This is a genomic window from Reyranella aquatilis (assembly GCF_020880995.1).
Taxonomy (GTDB): domain Bacteria; phylum Pseudomonadota; class Alphaproteobacteria; order Reyranellales; family Reyranellaceae; genus Reyranella; species Reyranella aquatilis.
Map to the genome: position 1 here is coordinate 233,190 of NZ_JAJISD010000006.1, position 13,849 is coordinate 247,038.

The window sequence follows — 13,849 nt, forward strand, 5'->3', positions numbered from 1 at the left end:
TCAAGAGACAGCTGATGCCTTCCGCCGGAAGTAGAGAAGGCAAGCCAGCGCGATCATTGCTGCTCGCCCGCTGGACGCCACGAGAAGGTACCAATGGTAGGCAAGCTGCGTGCCCGGCGCGGTGGAGCACAGCTTGAACCGGCCACCGGCGTGATGACCGATCGAATAGGAAATAAAATAGAAACCGGCCACGAATATCGGAAACAACAGGGCGATCAGGAGGCGATCCCGCGAGGTCTCGGCCGGAGCTGTCGATACCTTCTGGAGTTCAGCCCGTTCCGATGCGGTCAGCTTGAACGAGACCGCACGCGCCACGATCACGAGCTCGACGGCCAGTAGCAACCAGAACAATATCCTGGCGCCGATCGCGATGTTGCAGACCCGCCCAGTGGGGGTCATGCCGAAGGTCTCCGCGATTCCGGCGAGAAGGTAATGGTCCCGTGTATCGGCTGCGATCAGAATTGCATTGGTCAGTACGGCCAGCCCGACCATCGAAAACGCCGAGCAAAGCGTGAAGCGCTGGATGCGGGTCACGCCGATCTCGTCCAACAAAGCGTGGCGACGGCCCGACGCTTGGCACGAAGGCAGGGCCGTTGCGAACCAAGTGCCACTGATCGAAGGCGCGCTTAACGCCCCTCGCGCCACCAGGCGCTGGCGATGGCCATCAGGAAGGCGAGCGCCACGAGCAGGCCAGGCAGCAGCGGGAGCTGGTTGATGCCGGCGACCGTATAGCCCTCGTTGCGGCGCAGCCCGATCCAGTCGGAGCCGCCGGCGGCGCGGCCGGGGCGCACGGTGCGGATGTCGGGCTCGGACTGGTCGGCGATCCACATCAGCCCGCCGCCGGTGCCGTCGACCAGCGGCTTCAGCTTGGCATCGGTGGCGCGCACGTCGGAGAATTCCAGCGGGTCGGGACTGCCGACGGCGGCGACGGTGCGCAGGCTGCCGTCGTCGAACCGGTAGAGGCCAGGCTTGTCGACGTCGACCACGGCGAGGCCGAGGCCGGGCGCGGTCTGGCGCAGGTCGAGCGTGCGCGTGGCGCCGCCCGGCGACGTCATCGTGACCTGCGGAAAGGTCGCGGCCAGCGTGCGGCGCGTGATCTCGATGCGGCCGCCGACGGCAGTGGCGCGCAGCGCCTCTTCCTCGAGGTCCGGTTCCTTCATCAGCCAGTGCGCGACGCGGCGCACCAGTTCGGGCTGCGGCCCGCCGCCATCGATGCCGCGATTCCACAGCCACAGATGATCGGACAGGAGCTGCGCCACGCGGCCCTCGCCGACCCGGTCGAGGATCACCAGCGGCTTCTCCTCGGCGCCGGCCAGCACGGCGTTGCCGCGTTCGGTGCGCGAGGTGATCAGGCGGAACCAGCGGCCCCACTCCGGCTCCTTGTTGGGATCGCCGGCCTGCGGCAGGTTGGCCGTCACCGGATGACGCTGGCCGATCTCGGTGACCTTGGGCTTGAAGCCGGTCTCCACTACGTCGCCGGTCGGCGCGCCGGGCAGGATCGCGCCAAGCGGCGTGCGGTACAGCGAGCGTTGCGTCGCGAACACCGGACCGACCGAGACCAGCAGCGCGCCGCCGCCCTTCACGTATTCGGTGATGTTGCGGAAGTAGTCGCGCGTGATCAGGTTCCCCGACTCGTAGCGGTCGAAGATGATCAGGTCGAATTCCTTGAGCTTCTGCTCGAACAGCTCGCGCATCGGGAAGACGATCAGCGACAGTTCGCGCACCGGCGTGAAATCGTCCTTCTGCGGCGTGCGCAGGATGGTGAAGTGCACGAGATCAACTGCGGGATCGCTCTTGAGGAGGTTCCGCCACGCCCGCTCGCCTTGGTAGGGCTCGCCCGAAACCAGCAGCACGCGCAGCCGGTCGCGCACGCCGTTGATGGTGAAGAGTGCGCGGTTGTTGTCGAGAGTGAGTTCGCTGGGGCCGGGCCCGACTTCCAGTTCGACGACGTTGGCGCCGGGATTGCCGACGGTGATCGGCAGCTCGACCGAGCGGCCGACCGGCACGTCGATGCGCTTCACGACCTCGCCGCCGACCGACAGCGTGACGGGCGCGGTACCGCCGGCAGGGTCCTCGATCCGGAACTTCGCCATGACCTCGCGGCCGACCACGCCGAAGCGCGGCGATTGTTCGAGCACGATCAGGCGGTCGCGCTCGTTCTTCTTGCCGGCGATCAGCGCATGCACGGGCGCGCCGCCCAGTTCCGGCGGCACGCCGGCCGGCACGTCATGAACCTGGCCGTCGCTCAACAGCACGACGCCGGCCAGCCGCTCCGGCGGGATCTCGATCAGGGCCGAGCGCATCGCATCGATCAGGCGCGTGCCGCCCGGCCGCTCGCTCCCCAGCTGGATCTGCGACGGCGGCAACACGACTTCGCGCACTTCCAGCCCGTCCTGCTGGCCGAGCTTGCGCTTCAGGGATTCGCGCGCGCTCTGGACCTGCTGGCGCCGTTCGCCGATCGCCATCGAATCGCTGTCGTCGACCACGACCAGCGCCACGTCGGCGATGGGCTTGCGCTGCTCCTCGATCAGCGAGGGATTGGCCAGCGCCGCCAGCACGACGACGAGCGAACCGAGGCGCCAGATCGTGCCGCGCGCACCGGCCCGCAGGCCGAGCAGGACCAGCACAAGGCCGATCGCGCCCAGCACGGCCAGCACCGTCCACGGCAGCAGCGGATCGAAGGCGACCGAAACGGCGGAGGTCATGTTCATCGCCTCAACCTCTGCATGATGTCCGGCAGGTGAACCTGGTCGTCCTTGTAGTTGCCGGTCAGCGCATGCATCACGAGGTTGACGCCGAAGCGATAGGACATCTCGCGCTGCTGCTCGCCGCCCGGCGACACCGGGTTGAGGCCGCGACCGCGCTGGTCGGTGGCCCAGGCGCCGGCATAGTCGTTGGAGCCGATCAGGATGGTCGTGACGCCGTCATTGACGCGACCGCCGCCCGATTCGATCCAGAGCTTTCCACCCGTCCAGCGGCCCGGCATGTCCGACAGGAGATAGAAGGCGCGGCTCAGCACATGGTCCGGCGGCATGGCGACCAGCGGCGGCGTCTCGACGCCGGCCAGCAGGCGCTTGAGATCGGGATTGCCGCCGGCGGGCCGGTCGAAGCTCATCTGCTGGTCGCGCGTGTCGATGAAGATGATGCCGCCGGTGCGCAGGTAGCGGTCGAGCGCGGCTTGCGCGCGCGGCGACAAAGCCGGCTGGGTCGAGGTCACGGGCCAGTAGATCAGCGGGTAGAGCCGCGGCTCGTCGCGCTCCAGATCGAGACCGACCGGATCGGCGGGCTCGACCGAGGTGCGGCTGCGCAGGATCTCGCTCAGGCCCTCAAGGCCCGCCTTGCTGATGTCGTCGACTTCCTTGTCGCCGGTGACGATATAGGCCAGCCGGATGTCGAGCGAACCCTTCAGCGCCTGCTCGTCGGTGAGCGGCGGCGGGCCGGGCCTTGCGGCGGGCGCCGTCGCCGTCGACCCGGGACGCTGCGGCGGCGCGGGCTGCTGCGCCTGGAGGTCGGTCGATCCCGTGAAGACGAGAGCGCCGAGCAGCAATGCGGCCGGTGCGGCGCGGCCGAAACGGACCGCCTTGGGCAGCAGGCCACGCAGCCACAGCGAGATCAGCAGGTCGGCCAGCAACAGCACGAGGGCGGCCAGCAGGAACCACTTCGACAGGTCGGTCTCGCCGCCTTCCGAGAGCTTGTCGGTCGAGATGCCGCCCGGCAGCGCCAGCGGCTTGGGCGCGGGAATGCGGCCGCCAATGTTGAAAGCGACCTGGGCGTTCTCGTCGCCGTAGAGGCCTGGCGGGGAAGACGGCTTGGGCTGGAAGGTCTCGGCGGCATCGGCGGGCAGGATCTGGATGCCGGCGGGCGGCGCGCCGAGGCGGCCGAAGCCGTCGAGCGTGCGCCACGGCTTCAGCGCCTTGTTGACGCCGTCGCCGGCGACGCCGCGCGACAGCGTCACGAGACGCTGCAGCATGTTCACGAACAGGCCCGACAAAGCCATGTTGCTCCAGCCCGTGTTCGCGGTGGTGTGGATCAGCACAAGATAACCCTGGCCGCGCTTTTCGGCCGTGACCAGCGGCGTGCCGTCGGCCAGGCGCGCCCAGGTCTTGTCGGCGAGGTCGGGCGTCGGCTCGGCCAGCACCTGCTGGGAGATGCGCACGTCCTTGGGGATCGGGATGCCGAGGAAGGGGCTGTTGGGCGGGAATTCGGCCAGCGCGCTCGGCTGGCCCCAGCTCATGATGCCGCCCAGCGCGCGGTCGCCCAGGCGGAGCTTGGTCGGCACGAGATTGTCGGCGCCGGCCGCGAGATTGGGGCCGGCGAAACGCACGGCAATGCCGCCGCGCTCGACCCACTTGGCGATCTCCTCGCGGTCGTTGGCTGACGGGGTGGAGCCGTCGGGGATCAGCAGCACGGCGGTGTTGCGCGTCAGCACCGCCTCGCGATCGCCGATGCTCAGGCTCACATAGGGATCGAGCGCGCGTTCGAGGAAGTAGACTTCCTGCAGCAGCGGCTGGCCGCCGGCGGTGGCGCGTTCGCCCAGGATGGCGACGGGACGGCGGCGATGGCGCTCGTCGAGCAGGATCGTGCTGCCGGCGCCGCCCTGCGCCTCGATGTCGAGGCGGGCCATGCGGTTGCGCAGTTCGGCCGGTATGGCCAGCACGCCTTCGCCCTGGGTGGCGGTGGCGGCGAAGTCGAGGTCGATGCGGGCGACCACACGGCCCTGCTCGTCGGACGCCTGGACGGCGGCCTTGCGTGGACCGTCGGCGGCGGCGCGCAGCGCCCGCACCTTGAGGTCGCGCCCTTCGGCGGCGGGCGGCAGGAGCAGCAGCGGCGTCGTGGCCTGGTCGGGCAGCAGCACTTGCAGGCCGTCGAAGCGGCGCAGGCGTTCGGCGAGGCGCGTCGCGCCCTCGTCTTCGAGGCCGTCGCTCAGCCACACGGCATAGGCGCCGGGTTCGATCTGTATCTGGTCGATGGCGGCGGCCGCGGCCGTGCGATCGGTCGGCCAGGGCTTGGGGCGGAAGGCGCGCAGCAGCGTGCGCGCCTCGTCGGGCCGCATCGCGCCGCGACGGACCGCGGGCGCATCGAGCGGCGCAGGCGCGGTGCCGACCAGCACGACCGGACGATTGGCGCGCTCGGCGCGCTGGATCAGGCGCTCGGCATGGGCGGTGCGCGTGGCCCAGCCCGGCGCGCTCGACCAGCCGTCGTCGATCACCAGCAGCAGCGGTCCGCGGCCCGGCAACTCGGCCTGCGGGTTCAGCAGCGGGCGCGCCACGGCGAGGATCAGCGCGGTCGCCAGCAGCAGCCGCAGCAGCAGCAGCCACCAAGGCATCTTCATCGGCGTCTGTTCGGCCGGCTCCAGGCCGACAAGCAGCCGGATTGCCGGGAAGCGCACGAGCTTGGGCAGCGGCGGGATCAGCCGCAGCAGGAAATAGATCGCCGGCAGGGCCACCAGCAGGGCCAGCATGCCGGGAGCGGCAAAGGCGAACGCGCCGAGACTCAGCATGTCATCAGGCCATGTTCAGCCGACCCATGTCGGCCATGGCGAGGTAAAGGGAGAGAAGCACGGTCTGCGGCGAGCGGTCGGTGCGATGGAGATGCACGGTCCAGTTGGCCGGCCGCGCCAGGCGGTTCAGTCCTTCCTTCTGCGCGGTGAGGCGGGCGCCGTAGGCGGCGCGCACCGCCTCGACGCGGCGGATCGTGTGCTGGCCCTCGGCTTCGAGACCCTCGAACTTCACGTGACCGTCGAACGGCAGCTCTTCCTCGGCGGGATCGAGGATCTGGACGAGATGGCCGCGCACGCCGACGCTGGCGTAGTAGCGGACGATCTCCTCGATCTTCTCCAGCGGGTCGAGCCAGTCGGAGACCAGCACGATCGTGCCGTGCGCGGGCAGCGGCACCATCGGCGGCAGGCTGGCCGGCGTGCGCGTGCTGTCGCGGCTTTCGTCGAGCAGGGTCTCGGCCACGCGCCGCACGGCGACGCGGCCGGAGGCGGGGCGCATGCCCCCACCCAGTACGGCGACACGCTCGCCGGCATCGGCGAGCAGGCTGGCGACGGCCAGCGTGATGAGTTCGGCGCGCACCGCCTTGGTGTCGATGTTCTTCAGCGAGGCGTACTGCATCGAGGGCGACGCGTCGCGCCACAGCCAGATGCTGGCCGCGGCCTCCCACTCGGTCTCGCGCACGAAGAGATTGCGGCTGCGTGCGCTCTGGCGCCAGTCGATCTGACTCGCGCTGTCGCCGTCGCGATAGGGGCGATACTGCCAGAAGGCGTCGCCCTGGCCGACGCGGCGACGCCCGTGCACGCCCTGGATGACGGTCGCGGCGACGCGATCGGCGGCCACCATCAGGGCGGGCAGCGTGCCGGCGAGTTCGAGCGACCGATGAAGGGTTGAAGGCGAAGCCATGAACACCCGCAGTGCAATGCCTAGGCCAGACGACTACCCGAGGCGGGCGCACATCTGGGCGATGACGGACTCGACGGTGACGCCTTCGGCGCGGGCGGAGAAGTTGACGGCCATGCGATGGCGCAGGATCGGCCCGGCCAGCGCCACGACGTCGTCGACCGACGGCGCGAGGCGGCCCTGGATGATCGCGCGGGCGCGACAGGCCAGCATGAAGGCCTGGCTGGCGCGGGGACCCGGACCCCAAGCGACGCGCTGGCGGACGATGTCGAGATCGGTGTGTTCGGGACGGCCGGCCCGCACCAGCTTCAGGATGGCGTCGACGACGCTCTCTCCGATCGGCAGGCGCCGGACCAGCGCCTGCGCGGCCATCAGGTCGCCGGGCGACAGGGCCTGCGTGGCGACCGCCTGCTCGGCGCCCGTCGTGCCGATCATGATCTGGCGCTCGGCCTCCTCGTCGGGATAGCCGACATCGACCTGCAGGAGGAAGCGGTCGAGCTGCGCTTCGGGCAACGGATAGGTGCCTTCCTGTTCCAGCGGATTCTGCGTCGCCAGCACATGGAACGGCGCGGGCAGGTCGTAGCGCTTGCCGGCCACGGTCACGTGCCGCTCCTGCATGGACTGCAGCAGCGCCGACTGGGTGCGCGGGCTCGCGCGGTTGATCTCGTCGGCCATCAGCAGCTGGGCGAAGACCGGACCCTGCAGGAAGCGGAAGGTACGGCGGCCGCCTTCGCTCTCCTCGAGCACTTCCGAGCCCAGGATGTCGGCCGGCATCAGGTCGGGCGTGAACTGGATGCGCTTGGCTTCCATGCCCAGCACCACGCCCAGCGTGTCGACCAGTTTGGTCTTGGCGAGACCGGGAACGCCGATCAGAAGGAGGTGACCGCCCGACAGGAGGGCAACCAGCGTTTGATCGATGACGTCCTGCTGGCCATAAATGACCTTGCCGATGGAGGTGCGGGCGGCGCGGAGCTGTCCACCCAGCCGTTCGATGTCGGCGAGGGCGGCCTGGGCGTCGGCGTCGGTAGCTGTCGATGTATCGGGGGCCACCAGGGCGCTCCTGTCGTCGATGGGAATTGTAATTGAGGGAAGCCCAGAATTGAGGCCGGAACAAGGGCATGACGGTTGACGAAATTGTGCGGCGGGTGAGCGAGCGCAGCAGGCGTTTGGCATCCGGATTGCCCGTTGCGACGCCACCCCTCGGCAGCGACTTCTCGCTGAATGGCGTCGCGTCGATGCCTCAGGTCTGGCGTCCCGCATCCGTGCTGGTGCCGCTGGTGCGCCGGGAGCCCGGACTCACGGTGCTGCTGACCCAGCGCACCGAGGATATGCCCAGTCACGCCGGCCAGATCGCCTTTCCCGGCGGTCGCCGGCAGGCGGAGGATATCGACGCCGTCGCCACGGCGCTGCGCGAGACCGAGGAAGAAGTCGGCCTGACCCGGGATTTCATCGAGGTCATCGGGCCGGTCGACCAGTACCGGACCGGCACCGGCTACGAGATCACGCCGATCGTGGGCATGGTGACGCCGGGATTCACGCCCCGTGCAGACCCGCGCGAGGTCGCCGACGTCTTCGAGGTGCCGCTCGCCCACTTCCTCGACGAACGCAATCACCGCATCGACAGCCGGGTCTGGCAGGGCCGCGAGCGCCGCTATTACGCGATGCCCTACGGCGAGCGCTACATCTGGGGCGCCACGGCGGGTATGCTGAAGAACCTCCACTTCATCCTGACCGCCAGCGGCTGACGCCGGCCGGGAGTCTTCATGCGCGTCGTCCTTCTGATCCTCGCCCTGGTGCTGGCGCCGTTCGGCGCCTTCTTCCTCTGGGCGTGGGCGGTGAAGATCAAGCAGGAGCGCAAGATCGCCGGCACCCTGCCGTCATGGCAGGACATGCCGATGACGTGGCTCGGCATCGCGGGCTTCGCCTGCGCCATCCTGGGCTTCATCGTCATGTTCTTCACCCAGAACCAGGGCTACGGCGGGCTCTTCGCATCATGAAGCCGTCCGGCCGACTGGATGCGGCGCCGTGGTCGCACGACGCGGCGGTCCGCACGCTGTTCGACGTGCTGGGTCCCGCCGGCATCACCGCGCGCTTCGTCGGCGGCTGGGTGCGCGACGCCGTGCGCGGCGCGCCGCTGCGCGGTGAGCCCGATCTTGCCGTCGACCGGCCGCCGGAGACGCTGATGGACGTTCTGGAAGCGGCGCGCATCAAGGTCGTGCCCACGGGACTGAAGCATGGCACCGTGACGGCGGTGATCGCCGGCCGTCCCTTCGAACTCACGACCCTGCGCCGCGATGTCGAAACCGATGGCCGTCACGCCGTCGTGGCCTATACCGACGACTGGCTGGAGGATGCCAGCCGGCGCGACTTCACCTTCAACGCTCTCTATGCCGATCCCGACGGCACGCTCTACGATCCGTTCGACGGGCGCGCCGATCTTGCCGCCGCGCACGTGCGCTTCATCGGCGATGCCGATCAGCGGATCGCGGAGGATCGGCTGCGCATCCTGCGCTTCTTTCGGTTCCACGCATGGTACGGCAAGCCACCTTTCGACTCGGAGGGCTTCATGGCGTGCCGCCGCAATGCCGGGGGCCTTCGCGGCCTGTCGGGCGAGCGCGTGCGCAACGAATTCCTCCGCCTGCTCGAAGCGCCCGCGCCGGCCGACACGGTCGGGGCGATGCGCGAAGCCGCCATCCTCGATCACTGGCTTCCCGAGTGTATCGGCGTGGCGAAGCTGCGGGCGCTGATCGCGCGCGAGGACGAGCCCGCGTCCGTGCGCCGCCTCGCCTCGCTCCTGTCGCCCGATGCCGATGCGACGGCGATCGGCAAGCGGCTGCGGCTCTCGACGCAGCAGGCGCTGCGGCTCGAGGTCATGCTCGCTGCCGATCCGGTCATCGACGTGGCCGGCGGGCCGAAGGCGTGGCGGGCGCAGATCTATGCCCTGGGCGGAAACCTCTACGCCGATCGGCTGCTGCTCGCGACGGAAGCGCCGGGCGACTGGCGCGGTGCGCTCGCGATGGCGCGCGACTGGACGCCGCCGGAACTGCCGGTGAGCGGCGGCGATGCGCTGAAGCTCGGCCTGAAGCCGGGACCGAAGGTGGGCAGCCTGATCGAAGCGGTCGAGCGCTGGTGGATCGACGGCGATTTCGCGGCCGACCGCGCGGCCTGCCTCGCCGAACTCGAACGGCGGGTCCGCGCCGCGCCATGATCCGTCCCGGCATCACCTTCGCGCTCTGGCTGGCGATCGCGATCCTCGTCGTGCTCAACGATTTCGTGGGTGACACCTGGATCGCCGCGTCGCTCTCGGTGCGCGCGGTCGAATGGTACAAGGCGCTCGTGCCGATGCCCTATGTCGCGATGATGGCGATCATCCATGCGGGACGCACGCGGGGCGAGCGCTGGTTCGAAGCCTCCCTGCTGGCCGCCCTCCTGTGGCCGACCTCGACGATGCTGGCGAGCCTGCTCTATGCCCGCCTCGCCTACGAGGAAGGCCTGGAGGCTTTCTTCGATCGCCTCGGCTTCTGGTGGGGCGCGCCCTATCCGCTGCTGGTCCTCGTGCTGTTCGTGGCGCCGGTCGTGGCGGGATGGGCGCTGGCCGGCCGGCGATGAGCATCGTCTCGCGGCTCTGCATCGCGGGCTACCGCTCGCTGCGCGACGTGCGGCTGGAGATCGAACCGCTCACCGTCGTCACCGGCGCCAACGGCAGTGGCAAGTCCAGCCTCTATCGTGCGCTGCGGCTGCTGGCCGACGTTGCGCAGGGCCGCATCGTTCCGTCGCTGGCGCTCGAAGGCGGCATCTCCTCGGTGCTGTGGGCGGGCCCCGAGCAGTTCTCGCGCGGCATGAAGCGCGGCGAGCAGGCGGTGCAGGGCACAGTGCGCAAGGCTCCGATCAGCCTGAAGCTCGGCTTCTCGTCCGAGTCGTATGGCTACGCGATCGACCTCGGCCTGCCGGTCCCAGGCGGCCTTTTCGGACGCGATCCGGTGATCAAGGCGGAGTCGCTGTGGACCGGCCTCGTCCTGCAACGCGCCAACGCCTTCGCCGAACGAAACGGTCCGTCAGTCACCTTGCGCGACCGCACCGGCCAGCGCCGGCAGGCGCACACACACCTGCAGCCGTTCGACAGCATGTTGACCCATTGCGCCAATCCCGAGGATGGCGCCGAGCTGCTGTCGTTGCGCGAGCAGCTTCGCGACTGGCGCTTCTACGATCACTTCCGCACCGATATCGAAGCGCCGGCGCGTCGCCGCCAGGTCGGCACGCGCACGCCGGTGCTGGCAGGCGACGGCGCCGATCTCGCGGCGGCCCTGGCCACCATCCGGGAGATCGGCATCGAGGGCGAGCTGGACGCCGCCGTGGCCGATGCCTTTCCCGGCGGCTCGGTCGATGTCGCGGTGAGCGACGGCTATTTCGAGGTCGAGATGCTGCAGCATGGGCTGCTGCGGCCGCTGAAAGCCACGGAGCTGTCGGACGGAACGCTGCGCTACCTGCTGCTGGTGGCCGCGCTGCTGTCGCCGCGGCCGCCGTCGCTGATGATCCTGAACGAGCCCGAGACCAGCCTGCATCCCGACCTGCTGTCGCCGCTCGCGCGCCTCATCGCGGCCGCCGCGAAGCGATCGCAGATCATTGTGGTATCGCATGCAGAGCGCCTCGTCTCGGCGCTGACGAAGGCCGGCGGACGCCGCATCACGCTGGCGAAGGAACTTGGCGAGACGGTTGCCGAGGGCGAAGAACGTCCGATGTGGAATTGGCCGGCACGCTAATAGAGAGCGAGGCGGCTCATTGGAGCGCGCCACTCCAGTTGCGCTCATAACTCATGATGCGCCACTGGAGTGGCGCGCTCCATTTGCTAAGGCCAGCGCACCTCGGGCGGCAGCGACATCAGGATCGCCTCGACGTTGCCGTCGGTCATCAGGCCGAAGCGCGTGCCGCGATCGTGCAGCAGGTTGAACTCGACGTAGCGGCCGCGGCGCGCGAGCTGGTAGGCGCGCTCGGCCTCGGTCCACGGCTCGTTCATGTGGCGGCGGACCAGCTTCGGATAGATGTCGAGGAAGGTCTCGCCGACGGCGCGCGTGAAGGCGAAATCGCGCGCATGGTCGCCGCTGTCGAGATAGTCGTAGAAGATGCCGCCGACACCGCGCGGCTCGCGCCGGTGCGGCAGGAAGAAGTACTCGTCGCACCATTCCTTGAAATTGGGATGATAAGACGGATCGTGCGCATCGCAGGTGGCCCGCAGCGCGGCGTGGAAGTCGCGCGTGTCCGGCTCGTGCGGCACCATCGGCGTGAGATCGGCGCCACCGCCGAACCAGCTGCGCGTCGTCACGATGTAGCGCGTGTTCATGTGCACCGCCGGCACGCGGGGCGACTGCAGGTGGGCGACCAGCGAGATGCCGGAGGCGAAGAAGCGCGGGTCCTGAGCCGCGCCGGGAATCTGGCCGCGGAACTCGGGGCTGAACTCGCCGAACACGGTCGAGATGTTGACGCCGACCTTCTCGAACACGCGGCCGCGCATCAAGGACATGGTGCCGCCGCCGCGATCCTCGCCGTTCGAGCCCTTGTCGCGTTGCCAGCTCTTGCGCTCGAAGCGGCCGGGCGGGCGCTCGCGATGGGTGCCTTCCAGCTCGTCCTCGATGCGCTCGAATTCGGCACAGATGCGATCGCGCAGGCTGGCGAACCAGGTCGCGGCCTCCGCTTTGCGTTGGACGATCGTCGCCTCGTCGGGCAGGGGCGAGGGGCCGTTGGGGCCGGTGGCGGTGCGGCTTGGCTTGGCGGTCATGCGAGCTTTTCGAACCCCGAGGTCTGGCGAAGGGCCTCACCCAATACCATTGCGGCCGACAAGGCGACATTGAGGGAACGCGCCCCGGCCTGCAGCGGGATACGGACGCGCAGGTCGGCCCGTTCATGGACCTCGGGCGGGACTCCGGCGCTCTCGCGGCCCAGCAGCAGGACGTCGTCCGGCTGGAAAACCGCCTCCGGCAGCCGGGTCGCGCCGGCCGTGGTCAACAGAACCAGCCGGCCGGGAGGCCGGTCCCGGCAGAAGGCGGCCCAGGAGGCATGCCGGACGAGGGTCGCCAGATGGAAGTAATCCATGGCGGCCCGGCGGATCCGCCTGTCGTCCACGGGGAAGCCGCACGGTTCGATGACATGCAGCGGGACGCCCAGCCCCGCCGAGAGGCGGATGAACGCCCCCAGGTTCTGGGGAATGTCGGGCTCGAACAGCGCCAGCCGCATGGATTCGTCTCCTTCCGCCCCGGTCGCGAAAGTGCTGGGGCAGCGCGTTCGGCGGCTTCGCCGACCGGTATGGTCGGGGGACGTAGCCGGGATGATGGCGGGACGAAAGGGCGGATCTTACGACCAGTCGGGCCCGGTCGCCTGTCGTCGCGGCCTCGGTGTCGCGGCCGCCAGAGCTCGACGTGAGGGGCAGGGCTCCAGCCCGTCAGATGGGCGAGGATAAGGTCGCTCACACGCGTCGATCCCGAGCCTCGGGACTTCCCGCCGGCATTGAACGTGCATCGTGCGTACAACGCGCGTTTGTGCGGGCGTCATTGTTGACGCAATAGTCGCCCGGCGTCATCAGAGCGCCACGACCGCTGCCACGCCCGGGGAAAGACGACCGCATATGATCCTGAACTCAGCTCAGATTGCGTTCACCGTCCTTTGCATCGTCTTCGGCAGCGCCATGCTCGGCATGTTGATCAGCCGCCGCCTGCCCGATCATCACCTGAGCGCCGAAGCGAAGGCGACGGTTTCGGTTTCGATCGCCGTGGTCGGCACCATGACGGCGCTTGTGATCGGGTTTCTTATTTCGAACGCCAACGCTGCATTCAATGCGCGCAACGCCACCGTCTCGCTCCTGTCCTCCAACGTCAGCCAGCTCGACACGCTGCTGCGCCGCTATGGTCCGGAGGCCGACCCCATAAGGGAGAACCTGCAGCGCTTCGCGGCGCTGAAGTTCGAGGATCTGTTCGCCGAAGATCCGACCGGCAAGCACAAGGTCGACAACCCGGCGACCGCCAAAGTCTTCGACGAGGTGGAAGACCGGCTCGTGGCCCTCAAGCCGACCGACGACCGCCAGAAGTGGCTGATCGGCGAGGCCCTGCGGCTGGCGACCGCGGTCCGGACGGCGCGGGCGCAGCTGGTCCAGCAGAACGTGAATACGCTGCCGCTGCCGTTCGTGGGCGTCGTCGCGCTGTGGCTGATCGTCATCTACGGCAGCTTCGGCGTCTTTGCGCCCCGCAATGCCACGACCGTGGTCGCCCTGTTGTTCAGCGTCGTGGCGGTGTCGATGGCCATCAAGCTCGTGCTCGATCTCGACAATCCCTTCGATCGCGGCATTCGCGTGACGCCGCCGCCCATTCGGATATCGGCCGAGCCTTTGCGTCAGGTCCTGGAGACCCTCCGGCAATAGCGCCGCCGTCAGCACAAGGGCCGCTGTGCGGATTGTCTTTGGTTGT

Annotated in this window: 13 protein-coding genes; 6 read left to right on the top strand and 7 right to left on the bottom strand. The window is 69.2% G+C overall.

Features of this window, described 5'->3' with window-relative positions:
• From LJ725_RS15600 to LJ725_RS15620, 5 genes are all read right to left on the bottom strand, one after another.
• Window positions 1–534, bottom strand: coding sequence for a hypothetical protein (locus LJ725_RS15600; RefSeq protein WP_230551565.1), 534 nt, complete (start codon window positions 532–534; stop codon window positions 1–3).
• A 92-nt stretch (window positions 535–626) separates the two neighbouring features.
• Entirely contained in the window at window positions 627–2,705 is a 2,079-nt protein-coding gene (locus LJ725_RS15605; protein ID WP_230551566.1) for a hypothetical protein, read from the bottom strand.
• 2 nt (window positions 2,706–2,707) lie between these two features.
• On the bottom strand, window positions 2,708–5,500 hold the full coding sequence (locus LJ725_RS15610) for a DUF4159 domain-containing protein (protein ID WP_230551567.1): 2,793 nt from the start codon (window positions 5,498–5,500) through the stop codon (window positions 2,708–2,710).
• 4 nt (window positions 5,501–5,504) lie between these two features.
• Window positions 5,505–6,401: a DUF58 domain-containing protein gene (locus tag LJ725_RS15615; RefSeq protein WP_230551568.1), complete on the bottom strand. Its 897-nt coding sequence runs from the start codon at window positions 6,399–6,401 to the stop codon at window positions 5,505–5,507.
• 33 nt (window positions 6,402–6,434) lie between these two features.
• Window positions 6,435–7,469, bottom strand: coding sequence for an AAA family ATPase (locus LJ725_RS15620; RefSeq protein ID WP_408015745.1), 1,035 nt, complete (start codon window positions 7,467–7,469; stop codon window positions 6,435–6,437).
• A gap of 47 nt (window positions 7,470–7,516) precedes the next feature.
• On the opposite strand from LJ725_RS15620, the gene LJ725_RS15625 reads away from it, so the two are divergent.
• The 5 genes from LJ725_RS15625 to LJ725_RS15645 are packed head-to-tail and all read left to right on the top strand — an operon-like array spanning window position 7,517 to window position 11,158.
• Window positions 7,517–8,143: a CoA pyrophosphatase gene (locus tag LJ725_RS15625; protein ID WP_230551570.1), complete on the top strand. Its 627-nt coding sequence runs from the start codon at window positions 7,517–7,519 to the stop codon at window positions 8,141–8,143.
• Window positions 8,144–8,161: 18 nt separating this feature from the next.
• Entirely contained in the window at window positions 8,162–8,395 is a 234-nt protein-coding gene (locus tag LJ725_RS15630) for a hypothetical protein (protein ID WP_230551571.1), read from the top strand.
• Window positions 8,392–9,606, top strand: coding sequence for a CCA tRNA nucleotidyltransferase (locus LJ725_RS15635; RefSeq protein ID WP_230551572.1), 1,215 nt, complete (start codon window positions 8,392–8,394; stop codon window positions 9,604–9,606). The genes LJ725_RS15630 and LJ725_RS15635 overlap by 4 nt, the downstream gene beginning before the upstream one ends.
• Window positions 9,603–10,007 carry a hypothetical protein gene (locus LJ725_RS15640; protein WP_230551573.1) on the top strand — a complete coding sequence of 135 codons (405 nt, stop codon included), beginning with the start codon at window positions 9,603–9,605 and terminating at the stop codon, window positions 10,005–10,007. The genes LJ725_RS15635 and LJ725_RS15640 overlap by 4 nt, the downstream gene beginning before the upstream one ends.
• Before the next feature lie 2 nt (window positions 10,008–10,009).
• On the top strand, window positions 10,010–11,158 hold the full coding sequence (locus LJ725_RS15645; protein WP_230551709.1) for an AAA family ATPase: 1,149 nt from the start codon (window positions 10,010–10,012) through the stop codon (window positions 11,156–11,158).
• A gap of 86 nt (window positions 11,159–11,244) precedes the next feature.
• On the opposite strand, the gene hemF is transcribed toward LJ725_RS15645, so the two are convergent.
• The gene (gene hemF / locus LJ725_RS15650) at window positions 11,245–12,171 is read right to left on the bottom strand and encodes an oxygen-dependent coproporphyrinogen oxidase (protein WP_230551574.1); all 927 of its coding nucleotides are present in this window, start codon (window positions 12,169–12,171) and stop codon (window positions 11,245–11,247) included.
• Complete coding sequence (locus LJ725_RS15655; protein ID WP_230551575.1) at window positions 12,168–12,626, bottom strand: tRNA (cytidine(34)-2'-O)-methyltransferase; 459 nt, start codon at window positions 12,624–12,626, stop codon at window positions 12,168–12,170. Before LJ725_RS15655 ends, hemF begins: the two co-directional genes overlap by 4 nt.
• A gap of 388 nt (window positions 12,627–13,014) precedes the next feature.
• Here LJ725_RS15655 and LJ725_RS15660 point away from each other — a divergent pair, with 388 nt between their 5' ends.
• On the top strand, window positions 13,015–13,803 hold the full coding sequence (locus tag LJ725_RS15660; protein ID WP_230551576.1) for a bestrophin-like domain: 789 nt from the start codon (window positions 13,015–13,017) through the stop codon (window positions 13,801–13,803).
• The last annotated feature ends 46 nt before the right edge of the window (window positions 13,804–13,849 follow it).